The 18,597-nt window shown below is 59.9% G+C and carries 14 protein-coding genes and 1 pseudogene; 10 read left to right on the top strand and 5 right to left on the bottom strand.

Annotated features, from left to right (window positions below; all coding sequences use genetic code 11):
- Window positions 1-206 precede the first annotated feature (206 nt).
- The 3 genes from DH10_RS01125 to DH10_RS01115 all read right to left on the bottom strand — a co-directional run bounded on the left by DH10_RS01125 (window position 207) and on the right by DH10_RS01115 (window position 3,927).
- Window positions 207-1,016, bottom strand: coding sequence for a hypothetical protein (locus DH10_RS01125; protein WP_192384073.1), 810 nt, complete (start codon window positions 1,014-1,016; stop codon window positions 207-209).
- A 125-nt stretch (window positions 1,017-1,141) separates the two neighbouring features.
- Complete coding sequence (locus tag DH10_RS01120; RefSeq protein ID WP_192255717.1) at window positions 1,142-1,927, bottom strand: hypothetical protein; 786 nt, start codon at window positions 1,925-1,927, stop codon at window positions 1,142-1,144.
- An 11-nt stretch (window positions 1,928-1,938) separates the two neighbouring features.
- Window positions 1,939-3,927: an adenylate/guanylate cyclase domain-containing protein gene (locus DH10_RS01115; RefSeq protein WP_192255719.1), complete on the bottom strand. Its 1,989-nt coding sequence runs from the start codon at window positions 3,925-3,927 to the stop codon at window positions 1,939-1,941.
- A gap of 189 nt (window positions 3,928-4,116) precedes the next feature.
- Here DH10_RS01115 and DH10_RS01110 point away from each other — a divergent pair, with 189 nt between their 5' ends.
- Complete coding sequence (locus DH10_RS01110) at window positions 4,117-5,766, top strand: caspase family protein (RefSeq protein WP_192384072.1); 1,650 nt, start codon at window positions 4,117-4,119, stop codon at window positions 5,764-5,766.
- Window positions 5,767-6,921: 1,155 nt separating this feature from the next.
- On the opposite strand, the gene DH10_RS01105 is transcribed toward DH10_RS01110, so the two are convergent.
- Window positions 6,922-7,383, bottom strand: a complete 462-nt coding sequence (locus DH10_RS01105; RefSeq protein ID WP_425515259.1) for a phasin — start codon at window positions 7,381-7,383, stop codon at window positions 6,922-6,924.
- A gap of 500 nt (window positions 7,384-7,883) precedes the next feature.
- On the opposite strand from DH10_RS01105, the gene DH10_RS01100 reads away from it, so the two are divergent.
- From DH10_RS01100 to DH10_RS01060, 9 genes are all read left to right on the top strand, one after another.
- Window positions 7,884-9,140 (top strand): ABC transporter substrate-binding protein, encoded by a 1,257-nt coding sequence (locus tag DH10_RS01100; protein WP_192255725.1) that lies wholly within the window; start codon window positions 7,884-7,886, stop codon window positions 9,138-9,140.
- 231 nt (window positions 9,141-9,371) lie between these two features.
- Window positions 9,372-10,190 (top strand): carbohydrate ABC transporter permease, encoded by an 819-nt coding sequence (locus DH10_RS01095; protein ID WP_376774914.1) that lies wholly within the window; start codon window positions 9,372-9,374, stop codon window positions 10,188-10,190.
- 7 nt (window positions 10,191-10,197) lie between these two features.
- Window positions 10,198-11,046: a carbohydrate ABC transporter permease gene (locus DH10_RS01090; protein ID WP_192255729.1), complete on the top strand. Its 849-nt coding sequence runs from the start codon at window positions 10,198-10,200 to the stop codon at window positions 11,044-11,046.
- A 3-nt stretch (window positions 11,047-11,049) separates the two neighbouring features.
- Window positions 11,050-12,114 (top strand): ABC transporter ATP-binding protein, encoded by a 1,065-nt coding sequence (locus DH10_RS01085; protein WP_192255731.1) that lies wholly within the window; start codon window positions 11,050-11,052, stop codon window positions 12,112-12,114.
- Window position 12,115: 1 nt separating this feature from the next.
- Window positions 12,116-12,868: a formylglycine-generating enzyme family protein gene (locus tag DH10_RS01080; RefSeq protein WP_192255740.1), complete on the top strand. Its 753-nt coding sequence runs from the start codon at window positions 12,116-12,118 to the stop codon at window positions 12,866-12,868.
- Window positions 12,847-13,866 (top strand): ScyD/ScyE family protein, encoded by a 1,020-nt coding sequence (locus DH10_RS01075; RefSeq protein ID WP_192255742.1) that lies wholly within the window; start codon window positions 12,847-12,849, stop codon window positions 13,864-13,866. The genes DH10_RS01080 and DH10_RS01075 overlap by 22 nt, the downstream gene beginning before the upstream one ends.
- Window positions 13,867-14,957: 1,091 nt before the next feature.
- Window positions 14,958-15,944 carry an ABC transporter substrate-binding protein gene (locus tag DH10_RS01070; RefSeq protein WP_192255744.1) on the top strand — a complete coding sequence of 329 codons (987 nt, stop codon included), beginning with the start codon at window positions 14,958-14,960 and terminating at the stop codon, window positions 15,942-15,944.
- Window positions 15,945-16,108: 164 nt separating this feature from the next.
- Entirely contained in the window at window positions 16,109-17,200 is a 1,092-nt protein-coding gene (locus DH10_RS01065) for an ABC transporter permease (protein WP_192255746.1), read from the top strand.
- Complete coding sequence (locus tag DH10_RS01060; RefSeq protein ID WP_192255747.1) at window positions 17,197-17,997, top strand: ATP-binding cassette domain-containing protein; 801 nt, start codon at window positions 17,197-17,199, stop codon at window positions 17,995-17,997. The genes DH10_RS01065 and DH10_RS01060 overlap by 4 nt, the downstream gene beginning before the upstream one ends.
- 165 nt (window positions 17,998-18,162) lie before the next feature.
- Here DH10_RS01060 and DH10_RS01055 read toward each other — a convergent pair.
- A pseudogene (locus DH10_RS01055) lies at window positions 18,163-18,597 on the bottom strand (hypothetical protein); the annotation flags it as partial.

The raw sequence follows: 18,597 nt of genomic DNA, 5'->3' as shown, positions 1-18,597 counted from the left end.
CCGGCGCCCGAAACTCTTCGCGAAAGCGGACTGTCAGCTTTCGGGGTAGCCTGCTAAGGAGCAAACGATGGCCCAAGGTAAATTGGGGCATTCGGTCCAAATTGCGGGTTCTCGTTGGATCTGCGCGACGCGCACTGAAGGAGGGGCGAATTTCTGCAGACGCTCATTCCGAATCACCGAGCACACAAGCGCTAGCCGAAACCTGGTTACGGCTTGGCTCCCTTCTTTATCAACATGTTGCGCATCTTGATGGTGATACCCTCAGGCTGAATCGCAGTGAACTGTGAGGCGAGCCCGTACTTCTCCCACTCGGGCCCGAAGCCCGCCATCACCGGACCGAGACAAAAGGTAAACCGCTTCGGATTCTTGGCGACACCGGGCTCGCACTGGTTGGTGATGTAGCAATGTGGTGCCTGATTGGTCGGGACGTTGTCGGCCGAATAGATCAGCTTGTCGTCGCAGGTGACCCGGATCCAGCCCGTCCTGTCGGCCGCCCATCGGATCTTCATGGAAAAGGCCACCCACGAACCGAAGCGCGCCGGCGGCTGGCACTCGTTGCCGAGGAAGGTAACGCCTTTGGTTGCGTCCGCTTTCAGCATGTAAAGAAAGTTGTGAATGAACGGCCCCTCCCAACTGGCGATACGAAGGCGGCTGTCCAATGCGCCCGGCAGGAAGCCTATGGCATGGTCGTTGTAGAAGCCGGGGTAGTTGAACGACGGATCGATCCATAGATCGAAGCGATACTCCATGCTCTCGCCTGTTTTGCCGTCCGGGCCTATCAGCGTGGAGCGTATGTTGCCGTTGTGGCAGTCGTTCTCGCCACGGCCGTCGCCGTAGTCCACGCTGCTGCATTTCCGGTCGAATATCTGGAAAGTGGTGATGCTGCCCTTCGTCACCGGCCTCAAGGGGCCGTTGAGCCCATTGTTCTTGAAACCGGCAGGAAACTTATCGGCCAGTGCGGAACTTGCAAAAAGCGCCGCCGCCAACGTCACAAACAGGAGAATGCACAGTTTCATGCTCCCCTCCCCGAATACTGACAGGGGAGGCTATCAGCGAGGTGCCGGCCAGGCAATCAAGCGGCTACCGTCGCTGTTGAACTCCTCGTATGACTTGCCATGCGACTCGGCTCCTGGCTGACAAGCTAATGCTGTTTCGTCACAAGTTGACGCACAAAGGCCAACGCTTGGCGTTTGCAACCGCTGCGCACCATCCATCCAAGAACTTCCAGCGGATTTTCGAGAACGGCGTTTTCCGGAAGCGCTTTTATTTCGATCAAAACCGATGTCTTGTTGGTCTCGACGATGAAGGATTTTACGTCGGCGGGAATAGGGTGAGGAAGAGAGTAAGTGGGCTTGCCGGCGCTCCAGACCAAGCCGTTAAACGACTGTCCACTGCCAAGGCGAACCGAGAACACCGCGCGCTCACCGATTCCGCGACGCGCCAGAACCACTTCGCCATTGCGGATGCAGCCGGGAGCGGATTCTTCGATGGAAATCGCCCAAGGATCGTCAAGTCCAGTCGGTTTGGACTGGTCGGCGGTGGTGCGCGCGCTCCCGATGGACTCGGTCCTCCGGCGCTCGTTCGTCAAAAGGCTCGCTATCAGGGCCAGGCTTGAAGGCCCTGCCTGACCGTCGCTGGCCCGCTGCGGACTGTCGGATGTCAGGGCATCCTCAGTGACCACCAAGGCTGCGGGACCTGAAATGGGATTCACGCTGCCGTCCTCGCCGAGCAAGGTGACGACCGCACCAGCTGGCACGTTGATGACGTCACTTGGCATAAAGATCTTGCCTGGCGGCAGTTCATCCACCACCGGCTCAGTTGACAGGACCACATACTGGCTGCCGGCCACCGCGCCTTGCGCCGTGACAAGAACGGCCGCGGCAAGGGCCAGAGAGGCGATTTGGGCGATCGGACGCATGAGGCTCATGTCATGATGGCCTATTTGCTGGCAAGATGAATGTCTGGCCGGAAGTGTCCGCTTGCAAGGCGGCCATGGTGAAAAGCGATCAGGGCGTCTTGCGGATAGTTTGTGACCAATAGCTCGAATGCCGCTGTCGCGAGCTTATCGTCAGTGGCAAGCAAGGCGTACGCCTTTGCATATTCCTCGCAAAGTATAATATTTTCCGACGTACGGCTCATTGCCTCGAAAGCCTCGATGCCTTGGCTCTTGCCCTTAAGGTGCAGAACCCCTACAGGGCGAAGTAAGAACCGCGCTGTTTGTTTTGCGACTTCGGCGCTTATGCAATTTTTCGTGCCGATGTACTTGTTTGCGCCCTCCAGTCTGGCGGCAGTGTTTACCGTGTCTCCAATAGCTGTGTAGTTGAAGAACCGATTTCCCCCGAAGTTGCCGACGATTGCCGGCCCGCCATGAATACCTATGCGGGTGGCGCCGAATGAATGGCCTCGTCCCGCCAATCTTTCTCGCAGCCGCTGCGCCAGGTCCTGTACAGCCAGCGCCAGGGACACCGCCCGCTCCGCCTGATCATTCTGCGCTACCGGGGCCCCGAAGAAGCCGACCACTGCATCGCCGATGACCTTGTCGATGGTTGCACCATGCTCAATGAACAACTCGCAGAGCCCGTGCAGATATTCGTTCAATACCTCTGCGAGGACCTCTGGCGCGAGTTTCTCGCTGAGAGACGTAAATCCCTCGACATCCGTGAATACACAGGTGACCTGTCGCCTCTCGCCACCGAGATGGAGAGCGTTAGGTTCCTTGACGATCGCTGCAACGACGGCCGGACTTACGTATTTCGAGAACGCGTTCTGTATGAAGTGGCGAGCATTCGCGTCCCGTCTCCAAGCCAGGAAGCCAACGAATGCCGACAGACCGAGCACCAGCAATGCAGGGGCGACCATCGGCACGAGTATTGCGAACCTCGCGAAGGCCCACGCCTCACCTATCCACACCAGCAGCACCGCACCGGCGACCGCGAAAGGCTTAAAGACCACGGGGATCGGCCGCGAAACGATCCACAAGCAGAACAGCCCGACAACAAGCATCGGCGCGTAACCCACCGCGGGCCAAGGAATCGTTATTCTGTTTCCGGACAAGAGTCGGGCTAACGAGTGGGCGTGGATTGCGACGCCAGGGAAAACACCGATTTCCGCGCCGCTCAACAACGCGAACGGTGTCGGATGACGGTCTATTTGCTGTAGGTCCACGCCGATAAGAACATATTTCCCCTCGAACCAACTGAGCGGTGCCAGCGGAACGGCCTGTGCTGGATAGGTTGAAAAATTGAAGGGCAAGCTGTTGGCCGTTCGGTAGTAGACCATTTCCTCCGGCCTGTGGCCGCTACTAACGCCGGTTGCTGCTGCCATTGCCGCAGCAAAACTTGGCGTCCACCCCCCCTCAACCTCTCGACCGGGAAAAGCTCCACGGACCACGCCGTCGAGATTGTCATGCGACAATGCCGCAAGGCCCCGCTTTGCCGACGGAGCGAACGCGTTGAGATAGTCGGACTGCCTCTGGGTGAGGCCATCAGCACGCGACGCCGAGGCGATCACCACGGGCACACTGGCGGCTTCGATAACAGTTTCGAGCCGGGCGTCCTTTTGCGGCTCTGTTGCCTGGTCGAACAAAAGGTCGATACCGATGACAAGAGGGTGGGCCGACTCGATCCGGGCCACGATGTCCGCCAAGAACCCACGGTCCGGAGGTGAGCGGTATCGAAAATTCGCCAGGGTCTGTTCCGTTATCGAGACCACAACAATGTTGCGTGGAGCATGGGTGAACGGCGAGATCGAGACCATCATCATGTCGCGCAGGATATTCTCCAGCGGCGGTGACACGAGAGCAGTCGAGACGCCCAGCAGAACCAGATAGGCGAGCGATGCGGCGATGCCACCTCGCTGCACACTGACGATCCGGCCAACTGTTCGCACGCCGAATTGGACCCCCAAGCCACTGGAAGCGCTACTCACTGCCAGCATATCCGTTCAGGTGCATCAAGCAAATTGCGCCCCTTGCATGGGGATGCATGACGCAGCACCGAATCGGTGTTTGCCAACAATCGTCTCGGAGCCGCAGGCTACCCGGGCCGCAGCCTGGGCTATAGCTCTTTTCGGTTGTATTAGCCTCTGCTACAGTTCCTTTGGGGAGCCGTTTCTGCCATGCGCAGCGCTTTCATTCTTTTGGTTTTATTGTTCGTTGCCATATCGGGACAGGCAGCCGCCGAGAAACGCGTAGCATTGGTAATTGGCAATTCGGCCTATCAGCATGCCGTCCAACTCGCCAATCCGAAGAACGATTCGTCCGACATGAATGCCAAGCTTCAAAGCCTTGGCTTCGAGGTTGTAAGCGGCCAGGACCTCGACCTCGCGGGAATGCGTCGCACGGTGCGCGAGTTCTTGGAAAAGCTCGACGGTGCCGATATGGCGCTGTTCTTCTATGCTGGGCACGGCCTGCAGGTGAATGGCAACAACTACATGGTGCCGGTCGATGCCGAATTGTCCGGCTACAATGACCTCGACTTCGAGGCCCTTCCGATGGACCTCGTACTTTCAGCAATGGAGCGCACCGCCAAGGTCAACCTCATATTCCTCGATGCCTGCCGGGACAATCCTTTCGCGGAGAAGCTTTCCCGCTCGATGGGGACGCGCTCCGATTCCGTGAGTCGGGGTCTGGCCAGGCTTGGCAGCGGAGTCGGCACGCTCATAGCATTCGCAACGCAACCAGGTAATGTCGCCATAGACGGAGCAGGGCGGAATTCTCCATTCACGGCCGCACTGGTCGCTCACCTCGGGACGCCGGGGCAGGATATTACGCGTGAGCTTATCGATGTGCGTCGCGATGTGCTGGCTGCGACGGAGGGCAAGCAAGTGCCGTGGGAGAACTCTTCTCTCACGGGCGAGGTAGTGTTGAAGCCTCTCGCGACGGAACCGAAGGCGGTATCTGTCCCCGCTCCACAGTCCACCTCGCCGGACAACGCAGTCGAACTTGCATATTGGGCGACTATCAAGGACTCGACCGACAAGAGCTTCTTCGAGGCATATTTGCAGCAATTTCCGGACGGCGCCTTTGCACCCCTTGCGAGATTGAAGATCAGCGCGATCGACAAGCGCGCCGAAACGGAACGGCAGGTGGCGCAGCTGCCGGAGGCGGAGCGCGCTACCAAGGCGACCGACGATGCCAAGGCAACGGAAGTCGCAAGCCTTGAACGCCCCGATCCCTCGGCGCAGTCATCGGCACCTACCCCGGACCCCAGCGAACTTGCGCGCTCCACTCAAACGGAACTCTCTCGCATAGGATGCCTTGAAGGCCAGGCTGACGGAAAATGGGGAGCCGGCAGCCGCAAAGCGCTTCAGGACTATGCTGATCGGCAAGGCGTCAAGCTTGCATCGTTGGAACCGACAGCGGGACTTCTGGACAGACTTAGGGCGGTCGGAGCTCGTATCTGCCCGCTTGCTTGCGAGGACGGAATGAGGGTGCAGGGCGATCGTTGTGTGCCTCAGACCGGTGGACTAAGCGCTTTCAATGGCACATGGAAATTAGTCAGACGGGCTACAACGGACTGCGGAGATTGGCGAGAACTCTCATCATTGGTCGTCATAAGTGACGGCAAAGTATCGTCTGACTCCGGGTTTACAGGAAGCATTTCTGGCAGCGGCGCCGTCAATATAAAACTGACCTTTGTTCATAAAGGAAGAACAGGCGGAAACACCCTGACTGGCGTCATAAAAGGTGACAGTGGAACCGGCAAATTTAGAGGGACTGGAGCTGGCAGCGGGTGTTCAGGGAAGATTTTCATGGAGAGAATGTAGAAATGCGGAGCCGGCCGTCGTCCGCACCCACGTTGAAAAGCCAATGCCACGAGGCCGGCAGTTGAAAGAGCTAACGCTACGCTTCCTAAAAAAACCCCGACAGAATGTTCAAGCCGGCTTCGCCGGGGGGGCGCATGGCGACGAGGTCCCGCGAGCTGGCAAGCGCCTCATCTCAAGTCGGCGCGTTCGGAGCGCCGCGAGACTGCCGCGAAGCATTTTTCGACATCATCACCGAACTCGCCCGAACCCGCTACGACGGTGCCGAAGCGTGGCTATCGTGCTGCCGCCAGATGACGTCCGGGCGGAGCCGGGCGGCTCTGCGGACGCTCATAGCGGCAGCCGTCATCGGCCTTGTCGCGGCCAGCGCAATTGGCCGGCGACGAGCGCAAACCTGTCGATCGCGGTCCTGCCGTTCGACGATTTCACCGGCAACGGACAGCAGTCCCGCCTGGCCGACGCTCTCACCGACGTTGCCTTCGGCCTTTTCCGGCAATGTCCGTTTTCGGGTTGATTGGCGACGTCCGCGGTAATGACTGGCGTGGGGCGCGAAGCTGCCATTCAAAACGTAGTGCGCTTAGAAGTTCGTGCTGGCGCGCTATCAGGCCCACGTGCCAGAAGTCAATGCCTTCAAAGCTATCCAAAAATCGAATCTAGTATCCCACTTTGTCCATAAGCAACCGCAATTCGGGCTGAGGCGCGACCCAGAAAGTTCGAAAAGCTTCCAGGAACCCCAGCCAACCATTTACCAAATGAAAACAGATGGTTAAGCAGAACTACCGCGGCTGATCCGTGGTGCACGGATTTCCCTATCCTATATCGCTCAAACCCTCGATCCCCCGCATGTTCATATAGAAAAGCCCGCCACCGTGAGGCAGCGGGCCAACGTCGCGGACAAGTTGCCCGCTGCGTTCAGAGCGATGCAAATTCGCCGCTAGCGACGCGCAGCTCAAATTCCGCGATCGCCGCCGCTTTTTGAGGTCGTCAGGCCACATGACAGTTTCGCCGTCGCCGTCAGGCTCGGCGTCGTGGCTGTCCTCGTCGTCGCAGTTGCCCAACTCCAGATCGAGGGTGTCGCCCGGCTGCCGCGATCGACCCAGCCCAGCGACGGCTCATCGTCGGCGGTGTGCTAGCAATCAAAGCTCGCCCAAGAAAAAGCTAGGCGACTTTGAGTTCCTTGACCGCCTTTTCGAAGGCGGACTTGATCGGCTTGGATACGTCCTCGACGGCTTTGGTCGTGACGGCTTGGAGTTCCTTGGCCTGCCCGACGGCCGTTTCAACCTGCTTGCGGATGAAGGCGGTTTGCAGTTCAACGAATTCGGAAGGCGACTTAACGGCAATTAGGGCTTCAAGGTGCGATAACGCGGCTTCAGTATTGGCGCGCAGAACGGCAATTGTCTTCAGCGACACCTCGCTGCCAACGGCTTTGGCGGTTTCGAAGCTCTTCTCGATAGCCTTCTGGGCGCCTTCAGAGCCCGCCTTGAACCTGGCAAGAACTTCTTTTGACTGTTCGACGCCCTTTTCAGCGGCAGCGCGGAACTCGGCCGCGGCCTTGGACGGATCGAAGGTCGGCAATGCGGTGCCTTCAATGGTATCAGGGGCTTTTTCAGCGCTCGACATGGTTTCCATCCTTCAGTGGGCAGCCCCCAAAACGCCTCGTTAATTTATGAAACCGACTCTACCCGATAGCAATATTTTTGTGCGTTGCACCATGAATTTCTTCCCCCACGGTAACCAAGCGCTGAAGGCAGGGCGGCGCCTACGACCGCTGGCGGAAAGGAACCTAGCGCAGCCGCATCCTCTCATTAAGATTTGACCCAACCGGGGCGCATTCGTCACACCGTGAAGCCCCTCCCCTTCAATTGAAGCAGCCAAGCTGCTAAAATGGGGGGTAGCGCACCTCGGTGCACCAGCAGGAGATGTGGGTTGTGACGACCCGCCGGTTGTCCTGCTGTATTGATGCTTTGGCGGTCCAAGTGGCCCCCTGCGCTGTTCGCACACTCCCTGCAAACGTTGCCGACTGCGACGAAGCGCTCGCGCGATTCGTAAGCGGTCAAACGCGTGCGAGCGGTTCTGGCTCTGGCCGTCCGACAGGCCGGAGCGGAAAAGGGAGGAATACGATGGTCAGAAGATTTCTTTTCTCCGTGGTCTTCGCGCTGTCGTCGCTGATGGCGACGCACGCTTGGGCTGACATAACCGTGCTCGTTCCCTCGGGAAGCGAGGGCGACGGCCTGAGAGCCGCTGCCGCCGACTATGCAAAGCTGAAGGGCACCAAAGTCGAGATCGTCCAGGCTCCCTACAGCAACGTCTTCGAACAGGCGGCCAACGCCGGCCAGACAAAATCGGGCGCCTTCGACATCGTTCTGATGGATGATCCGTGGATTCCGTTCTTCGCGGAAAACGCGCATCTTGAGGACCTGACGCCCTATTTCAAGAAGGCCGGGCTCGAAGGACCAGACAGCGACTTCCTGTCGAAATCCCTGGCAATCTGCCGCAATCCTTACAACACGGGGCCTTACGTGTGCCTGCCCTATGTGGGAAACGCGCAGATGTTCTTCTATGACGCTGCCAAATTCAAGGAAGCTGGCATTGAGGCACCGACGACCTGGGACGACGTTCTGAAGGCAGCCAAAGCACTCTCCGAAAAAGGCGGCGGGCGCTATTTCGGCTACGTCTTCCGGGGTGGCCAGGGCAACCCTGTCGTCGCCGACTTCATGCCGATCTTCTGGTCCTATGGCGCCGACATGTTCAACGGTGACCGGACAAAAGTGACCATCGACACGCCCGAAGGTGCTGCCGCGATGAAGACCTTCATGGCGTTGCGCGACGTCTCGCCGAAGGGTGTCGAGAGCTACAACGCCAACGAAGTCGGCCAGGCCCTGGCGGCGGGCACCGCAGCCTCGTCGATCAACTGGCCGAACTGGGTCGCGACTTTCGAAGACCCCAGCCAGTCGAAGATGGTCGGCAAGATCTCCTACTCGCCTATCCCGGCGGGAACCAAACCGGGCAGCTCGGAAATCGGCCACTGGACGATGGGCATCATGGCCGCGGCGAAGAACAAGCAGGAGGCCTTCGACTTCATGCTGTGGGCGACCTCACCGGAGCAGATGAAAATCTCGGCCGAGCGCGGCAACCCGCCGGTGCGCAAGTCGATCTTCACCGATGCCAGCCTGACCAGCCAGGAAAAATTCCGGCATTATCCAGTGCTCATGCAAGCCATCGAAGCCTCGACGCCGCGCCCGCGTCATCCGAAGTGGCCTGAGATCGAGAACGCGTTCGGGATCGAGCTTTCCAAGGCCGTAGCTGGCACGGAAACGCCGGAGGAGGCGCTGAAGAGATCCCAGGCTGCGGTCGAAGAGATAACCGGCATCAAGTAGCTGGCCGCATGGTGATTAAAATGGAGCGATATCCGGAGATATCGCTCCATTTTGCCGGATCAGCTCTCGGGCAAGCATACGCGCCGGGTTTGGCTCTCCGGGTCGCCATGCTATGATTGACTGATATGACGGATAGAACTTCCGATGACCGTCTCTATCGGTGCGAAGTTCGGAAATTCGTTCGAGCGGTGGTTTGAGCGCCACCTCCGGGTATTGATGCTTGCGCCAGCCATGCTCGTGCTCCTGACGCTCACGATATTCCCGTCGATCTACATGATCGTGGCGGCGGCAACGCGGATCAGCCCGAATCCCGACCTGCCCTGGCAATTTGCCGGCGCTGACAATTTTTTGCGGCTCCTCACCGACGAGCAGTTTCACGTCGGCCTGTGGAACACGCTGGTGTTCACCGTATTCGCAGTCGGCACCGAGTTCCTTCTCGGCCTTGGCCTCGCCTTGCTGCTCGACCGATATATCCGGCGCCTGAATTTCCTGAAAACGATCCTGATGCTGCCGATGATGCTGCCGCCGGTTGCGGTCGCGATCACCTGGAAGCTCATCTACGAGCCACAATTCGGAGTGCTCAACGAGATCATGTTCCGGCTCGGCCTGCCGCTCCAGGCTTGGGCCGGCGACGTCCGGCTCGCTATGTTCTCCGTGATCGTCGCCGACGTCTGGCAATGGACGCCGTTCATGTTCCTGCTTATGCTTGCCGGGCTCGCCAGCCTGCCGGACGAGCCATACGAGGCAGCGGCGATTGATGGCGCCTCCGCCTGGCGGCAGTTCTGGGATCTGACGCTGCCGTTCCTGAAGCCGATCATCGCCATCGCGCTGCTGTTGCGCATCATGGACACGCTGCGGCTCTTCGACCTCGTCTTCATCTTGACCGGCGGCGGCCCCGCAGACCGGACCAAGACGCTCAGTCTCTATATCTACCAAGTGGCGTACCGCTTCGCCGACCCCAGCTATGCAGCCGCCATCTCGCTTTTCGTGCTGTTCACGACCGTCGCGTTCAGCACCTGGTTCATCAAGCGCATGCGGCTTGCCGACTAGAGGACCTATGGCGCACCGCCGAAAAAGCATCGGAATCCAGCGCATCGCCGCCTATGCGACGATCGCCGCAGCGCTCGTGGTTACCCTCTTCCCGGTCTACTGGATCGCAGCCAACTCGTTCAAATACGACATCGACATCTTCTCGATACCGCCGCAATGGATCCCCGCCAATCCGACATCGAAGCATTACCACGCCGCCTTCGTCGAACGGCCTTTCCTCATCTATGCATTGAACAGCCTGATCATCGCGGTCTCGACGACGCTCGTCTCGGTCGTCTTCGGTTCCCTGGCCGGCTATGCGCTCGCCCGTTTCCAGTATCCGGGCAGATGGCGCTATCAGATCTCCTTCTGGATCCTGTCGACACGCATGATGCCTCCCATCGTGACGATCATCCCGCTCTACATCGCCTTCAACCATCTCGGCATGCTGAACACTAAGCCTGCGGTGATCATCGCATATACGGCGTTCAACCTACCTTTCGCTACCTGGATGATGAAGAGCTACTTCCAGGACCTGCCGGTCGAGCTCGAAGAGGCCGCGATGGTCGACGGCGACACGCGATGGGGCGCGTTCCTGCATGTCGCTTTGCCGCTCGCCCGTCCCGGGCTGGCGGCCACGGCCATCTTTTGCCTGATCATTTCGTGGAACGAGTTCCTGCTCGCGCTCATCCTGACCCTGACCGAACGGTCGCAGACACTGCCGATCGGCATTGCCGGGCGCGTCACCCAGTACAACACCTATTGGGGCGAAATCAGCGCCGCCGGCTTCACTGCCTGCATCCCGATCATGATCTTCGCCTTCGTCGTCCAGAAACACCTGGTTCGGGGCATCTCGTTCGGCGCAGTCAAGGGGTGAGCCATGGCCTCGGTCGTCTTCCAGGACGTGGTCAAGATGTTCGGCACCTTCACCGCGGTCAGCGACCTCAATCTTGAGGTGCGCGACAAGGAGTTTCTCGTCCTGCTCGGACCTTCGGGCTGCGGCAAGACCACGACCATGCGCATGGTAGCCGGCCTCGAGGAGGTTACGGCCGGAGAGATCTTCATCGGCAGCGACCGAGTCAACGACGTGCTGCCGAAATATCGCGACGTCGCGATGGTCTTCCAGTCCTACGCGCTCTACCCCCACCTCAGCGTCGCCGACAACATCGGCTACCCCTTGAAGATCCGCAAGGTGCCGCAGGACAAGCAGCGCCAGATGGTCATGGAGGTGGCGCGCCGCGTCGAGCTCGACGGCCTGCTCGACCGGCTGCCGAAGCAACTCTCCGGCGGGCAGCGCCAGCGCGTCGCGCTGGCCCGCGCCATCATCCGCACACCAAAGGTATTCTTGATGGACGAACCGCTGTCCAATCTCGATGCCAAGCTGCGGGTCCAGATGCGGGCCGAACTCAAGCACCTCCAGCACGAGCTGCAGGTGACGACGATCTACGTCACCCACGACCAGATCGAGGCGATGACCCTTGCTCACCGGGTGGCGGTGATGAACAAGGGTGTGATCGAGCAGCTCGGCACTCCGAAGGAGATCTACAACGACCCGCGCACCCTTTTCGTCGCGGGCTTCATCGGTTCGCCGCCGATGAACCTGATCGACGGTGAGGTCAAGGACGGGGTCTTCACGAGCCTCGGTGGCGTCAGGGCCGACGGCCTCGGGAGCGCGAACGTTGCGAGCGCCGTATTGGGCGTCCGCCCGGAAGACATCCACGTCCTCCCTGCCGGAAGCGAAACGGCCAATATCGTGGCCCCGATATATTCAGTCGAACTGACCGGCGAAAGCACGCTGGTCACCCTGCGCGCCGGAGCGGCCTTGCTCACTGTTCGCGCCGACAAGAACTTTGTGGGCGACTTCGATCAGATGGTAGAGGTCGGCTTTGCGCCCGGACGGGTGTTCCTGTTTGATCGCCAGAGCCAGGACCGTGTTGACTTCTAGAATGCTCCTCGCCGTCGCGGCATTCCTGTGGACCGGAGGTGCCGTGGCCGGCGAGGAAGTTATTGCGCACAACCCGCTTGTCGAAATACCGGGAGGCCCGTTCGCCTTCGGCAACGACACGGGCGCTGAAGACGAGCGGCCGCGACGCCTCGTCGAAGGCCAGGCCTTTGCTATGAACCAGACCGAGATCACCAACGCGCAATATCGCCGCTTCGTCGCAGCTACGGGACATCGCGCCGCTTTCTACGACAGGCATCCCTCTCTCGGCCTGTCCGACCACCCGGTCGTCGGCGTCAGCTTTGCCGATGCTGAGGCGTTCTGCGCCCATTACGGCCTGAAGCTGCCGTCCGAGCAGGAATACGAACGCGCGGCGCGCGGGCCGCAAGGAGCGCGCTTTCCCTGGGGCGATGCGCCGGTCGACCCGACACGCGCCAACTATGGACGCGACGCCTGCTGCGACGAGGACGCCAGCGACGGCCATGACATGACGGCACCCGCCCGGTCGTTTCCGCTAGGCGCGAGCAGGGAGGGCCTGCTCAACCTCGTCGGCAACGTGTGGGAATGGACCCGCGACTTCTATGCGCCTTACGGCGGCGAAGCACCGCCCGAAATCGCTGGAAAGTATCGAGTGCTTCGCGGTGGCGCATGGAACAGCGACCTCACCCGCCTGAGCACGACCCACCGGCTTGCCTACGACCCTGATTTTCGCTTCGCCGCCAACGGAGGCTTTCGATGCGTGCGCACACCAGATTGATTGCCCTTTCGCTCATGGCGATCGCAACGCGAGGGTTGGCGGAGCCGAAGGCCGCGCCGGGATACGAAGTCGAAATCGCGCGAAAGCCGGGGGCGATCTTCGCCGGCCTTGCACGTGACGGGGATGCGCTCCTGGTCACGGACCTAGCCGACGGCCGCCTCTACAGGCGCACCCCGAACGGCCGTTTCACCGCTTTCGGGCCGGTCCTGCCGCATGGCACCGACGTCATGGGCGATCCGACCGGCCCCTATCGGGTCGAGCGCTATGGAAGCGGCTATCTCGTCGCCCAGGGCTGGACGCCTGCGGGCCATGACGAGGACCCCAACGACCACGCGATGCTCGAGGTCGACGAGGGCGCCGTCAGGAGGGTCGTCAGCAACGACTTCTGGAACCCGTACGACTTCGCCTTGTCGGGCGACACACTCTATGTCATCGACGCCGCACGGAACTCCGTCGAACGCCTTCTGGCCGACGGAAGCGGCCGGACGCAGCTCTTCGCCTTTGCCCGGCTGAGCACCAGCGGGCAGGCCCTCACCGCCCTGTCGCCGACCGAGTTCGGCGAGGGGCAGAAATACGAGTTCGACGCGGTTCCGACCGGCGTCGCCTCGTACGGCGGCCGGCTTTACGTTTCCCTGTTCGGCGGGTTTCCCTTCGTTGCCGGCAGCGGCCGTATCGTCTCGCTGCCGCAGGCCGGCCAGGCAAGCAGCGCCCGCATCGAGGCCGTCGGCCTAAATGCTCCGGTCGATGTCGTCTTCGATGCGAAGGGCAAGATGCTGGTCCTCCAACACGGCACCTTCGGTCAATCCAGTGGCTGGGCTTCTGGCAGCGGCAGCCTTCTCGGCTTGGACCTCGTCTCAGGAAAAAGGCAAGTGCTTCTCGATGGGTTGACCCGTCCGGTCGACGTCCTCCCCTTCGACAATGGCGCTATCGTCGTCTCACAGCTGGACGGGAATCTCATCTTTCTCGAACAGGCCGGGACTGGCCAACCGCGCCCCTGAATATCTGTAATCGATGGTGTCGCCGGCGCAATTGGAATGCGCTGCGAAACACCATCCGCAGCCATATCTTATTGACGGTAGCGTGATTTTTGGCGGCCCGATAAGAAAATCAAAGCGTCAGAAAGAGCGTTAAGCGTTTTCCAAAAATCGCAGGCGATATCTGACGACTATTCTGCCTTAGCAAGAAGTGACTTATAGTTCTATTGCGATAGGGATTGGATAGCTGACGCGACGGGTGAGGCCGTATCGGCTAGTCGCGGTCAGACTTCTTGCAATGGAGCTTCTTCACGCCGTGAAGCCGACCAAAGTCAATGACTATGCGAAAGGCTCTCAACAAAAGCGTCACACCAACCTACGGCCCACCCAGCGATTTACGCACCCTGAAAGAGGATATTGCGGCGCGACGAGTGGTTCTGCCCGGACGGTTCGAACAAATCGGCCGATATGCCTTGGAGAACCCCGAGGACATAGCTTTCGGGACTTGTCGACAAATCGCAGCTTCGGTTGGCGCGAGCGAGTCGTCGGTATCGCGCTTTGTAGACGCCTTAGGGTTCAATAGTTTCGCAGAATTTAGAGCAATCTTTCGAGCCTACATCCGCGACCGAAATCAAAAAGCGGAGCGGCAAAAACTGGGTTCGTCGGCCGACCAGCCCCCACGGCTGCTTTGATCGCCATCGCTTCTCAGATGGATCCGCCCCTTTAGAGCTAAAGCGATACATGCCGAGATTCTGCATTCGAACTCGAGTTGGGAACGTGGTGCGAACGGCTTCATAACCGCCGAGCTACACCACCTGATGGGACACGACCTGTATGACTCGGCCAGAGTAGTGCAAAGCCGCCGCCGAAGACCAAATGCAAGATCTTTCTGAACCATGCTATAATGCATGCGCATCATAGCATGCGTTACGGGTTAATTGGCCCGGAGCGGCGACGACGGAACGTTGCGGCGCTATCATTGAAGAGACTTATGAGTGGACACGATCAAACGCTCGGCTTCCTGCAATCAGCGATAAGCGCTTGAAACGATTCAGTATTGCAACGGATTCCTCCGCCTGATTTCGCCGCTACAAGCAGTCGAGGAGGAGAGAAAAATGCTGCGGAAACAAGCGCTGTTTGCAGTCGCGGCCGCACTGGCTCTGGCCATAGCGTCACACGGCGCCCACGCTGCCGCGAAGATCAAGATCGGCTTCCTGCCGGGTGTCGTCGATCCGTTCTATCAGGTCATGCAGGTCGGGGTTGAGGCAGCCGCGAAGGACCTCGGGGTTGACGTCGTCACGCAGGTCCCGCCGACTTGGGGCGTCGATGTTCAGACGCCGATCCTCGATTCCATGGTAGCCCGCGGCGACCTTGACTACATCGTTACCGCGCCGACCGACAAGGATCAGATGGTCGGCCCATTGAAGGCAGCTGTCGACGCCGGCATCAAAGTCATCACCGTTGACACCTTTCTCGGCGATGGAGACTACGTCAACGGCCCGGTGAAGTTCCCGATCAGTTACATTGGTTCGGACAATGTCGAAGGCGGCCGTATCTCTGCGCGCGGGCTGGCGAAGGCGATCGGCGGAAAAGGCACTGTTTACATCAATTCAACGAACCCCAACGTCAGTTCCGTTGAAGGCCGTGAAAAGGGCTTCAAGGAGGTGATGGAGAAGGAGTTCCCGAATATCAAGGTGCTCGGGCCAGACTACAATCTCGACGACCCCAACAAGGCCACGCAGCAGACCGCCGCAGTGCTCGAACGCGAACCCGGACTCGGCGGCGTGTTCGGCACCAACGTCTTCAGCGCGCAGGGGGCGGGCGCGGCGGTCGTGAATGCGGGTCTCGGCGGCCATGTCCAGGTCGTCGCTTATGACGCAACAAAGCTGGCCATCGAGCTGCTGAACAAGGGCGTGGTTACGCTGGTGCTGGCGCAGAAGCCCTACGATATGGGCTACATGGCGGTGCAATTTGCGGTGGCCGACGCAGCCGGGGTGACCAGCCTGCCGCGCCGCGTCGAGACAGGCTTTGCCATCATTGACAAGCAGAACGTAAAGGACCCGACGATCGCTCGCTTTATCTATCAAGTTCCGGGGAAATAAACTGGCCCGCTGGAATAGAGTCGGGGTGCTCTTGCACGGCGCCCCCGATCTGATTTCGGTTTCAGGTCACCCATCCATATTTTCGAGGAAACCGGTACGTGACTGATCGCGGGTCGAGAATTGTTTTGCCCGCAGGGGTGAAGTCTTCGGGGATCCTGACGCCTGTGCAGCGGTTCGCCCTATTGGCCAGCCGCATCTGGGCGTGGCTTTTCCTTGCCCTCATGGTGCTTTTCTTCGTCGTCACGGTGCCGCTGGTCAGCGGCGGCACGGTCCATTTCCTCACCATCCGAAATTCCCAGAACATTCTGGTCGCGATCATTCCGGTGCTGCTGCTCGGGTTGGGCCAGACCTTCGTCATCATCGGCGCCGGCATCGATCTGTCGGTCGGATGGGTGATGAGCCTCGCCTCGGTCCTGTCGGCACTCGCTCTGCGTTGGGCGTTCGATGGCGGGGTGCCGCTTTTTCCTTCGGTGCTAGTCGGGCTGATCGCGGGCGTCGGCGGCGCGGCCGTGGTCGGCTTCATCAACGGTGTCATCATCGCCAAGCTGAAAGTGCCGGCGTTCATCGTGACGCTCGGCACCTCGTTCATCGTGCGTGGCGTCGCCTACCTCATGTCCGAGAACACGACGGTGATCGGATTGCCACCGGGAATTCGCGCATACGGCAATGACGCGCTTCTATATTTCATCCGCGGTGAAGGCGGCGGCTTCTATTTCCTCAAACGGCCGGATGTGAGCGGCGAGCTGCTGCGCCGGATGGACACGATCCTGCCCTATCCCGTCATCGTGACCGCTTGCGTCGTCGCCTGCGCCATCTTCCTTCTTCGCAAAACCCAATTCGGCCGACATACCTACGCCATCGGCGGCAGCATGGAAGCGGCCGTCCGCACCGGTATCCCGGTCGATCGTCACATCATCAAGCTCTACATTCTTTCCGCCTCAACCGCGGGGATGGCCGGTTTCCTGTCGACGCTTCGGTTCACCGCCGGTTCCGCGGTCATCGGCGATCCCCTGCTTCTGTCCTCGATCGCGGCCGTGATCATCGGCGGCGTCAGCCTATTCGGCGGCGCCGGAAGCGTGATCGGGACGGTGATCGGGGCCCTCATCATCGCGGTCCTAACCACCGGGTTGGTAATGCTCAACGTCGAGGCCTTCTTTCAGTTCATCGTGGTCGGAACGGTCGTGATCGTCGCGGTGCTGATCGACCAGTCTCGCGACTTGATTGCTGGTCGTCACCGGAGGCGTGCCGAGGCATGACTGAGCCGCTTCTCTCCGTCAGGAACATCACAAAACGCTTCGGCGGCCTGGTTGCGGTGAACAATGTGAGCTGCGAGATCAATCGCGGCGAAGTCGTCGGTCTTCTCGGCGACAACGGGGCCGGAAAGTCGACACTGATCAAATGCATATCCGGCGTCTACCACGCCGACGAAGGCGAGATGTTCTTTGAAGGCAAGCACGCGCACTTTGCGCATCCGATCGACGCTCGCCGCCATGGCGTCGAGACCATCTATCAGGATCTCTCGCTCGCCAACAACCTCGATGTGGGCGCTAATATCTTTCTGGGGCGCGAGCTGAAAAAGCGCCATCTTGGCGGGCTGATCAAGACGCTCGACGACCAGCAGATGCTGCGCGAATCGCGCCGGACGCTCGAGTCCCTCCAGATCCACTTTCCGACCCTCACAGAGCCGATCGAGAACCTGTCCGGCGGCCAGCGCCAGGCGGTCGCCATCGCGCGGGCGGTCTATTGGGACGCCAAGCTGATGATCATGGACGAGCCGACCAACAATCTCGGCGTTCCCGAGCAGCAGAAGGTACTCGAGCTCATTCGCCGGTTGCGCGAGCATGGCGTGCCTGTGATCCTGATCACGCACACCCTGCCCGATGCGTTCGCAGTCACCGATCGCATCATCGTCATGCATCGTGGGCGCAAGGTGGCCGAGAAAGCAACCGCTGAGACGAACACGGAGGAACTCGTACAATACATGGTCGGCGCCCGCGACGATACGAACAAGGGCGTCCTGAGCCCGCAGAGAGAAATATCCTTGCCGCAATGAGTTTCCGGTTCGGATGCAATCTCGACAAGGGCTTGCCGATTGATCGCGCCATCCGGAATGAACTGTCACCCATCTCTCGGGAAGGGCAATCAATGACTTATTCGTACCTTTGCCATCCGCTCGGGGTCTTGACGAAACCGCCCGGAAGCGGACGCCGCTTGCAAATCATACCAAATCAAAGTCGCCTGCGCTGAGACTAGCGAGATTGACGTTGTAGAGCCTGAGGGTATCTCCCGTCAGCGCGTCGAAGACGACATCCGCATTTTGTTGTGTTGCATGATCCAAGATCTGAGGTGTAGCGAAAAGCTCATCGGGGATCCGAATTATATCGCTTCCCGGTGTGAAGTCTGTGATCACCGCGTTTCCGAAACCTGCCGAAAATACGAATGTGTCGCTACCTCCTTGGCCAGTCACGATGTCATTGGCGATTGCGTAGAGAACATTCGACTGATCGTTGCCGTAGACCCCGCTATCGTCACGGATGGCTTCGACCGAGTTTAATAAGAAAATGCTGTCCCTCTGATCGGCGGAGAGCGTCAAGCCGCTGGCGATCAGGGTATCGCTGCCGTCGCCGCCATAGACATGGGACACCGTGGAGGC

It is taken from the genome of Mesorhizobium silamurunense, assembly GCF_014843825.1.
GTDB classification, from domain to species: domain Bacteria; phylum Pseudomonadota; class Alphaproteobacteria; order Rhizobiales; family Rhizobiaceae; genus Mesorhizobium; species Mesorhizobium silamurunense.
This window is presented reverse-complemented; position numbering and strand designations above follow the sequence as displayed.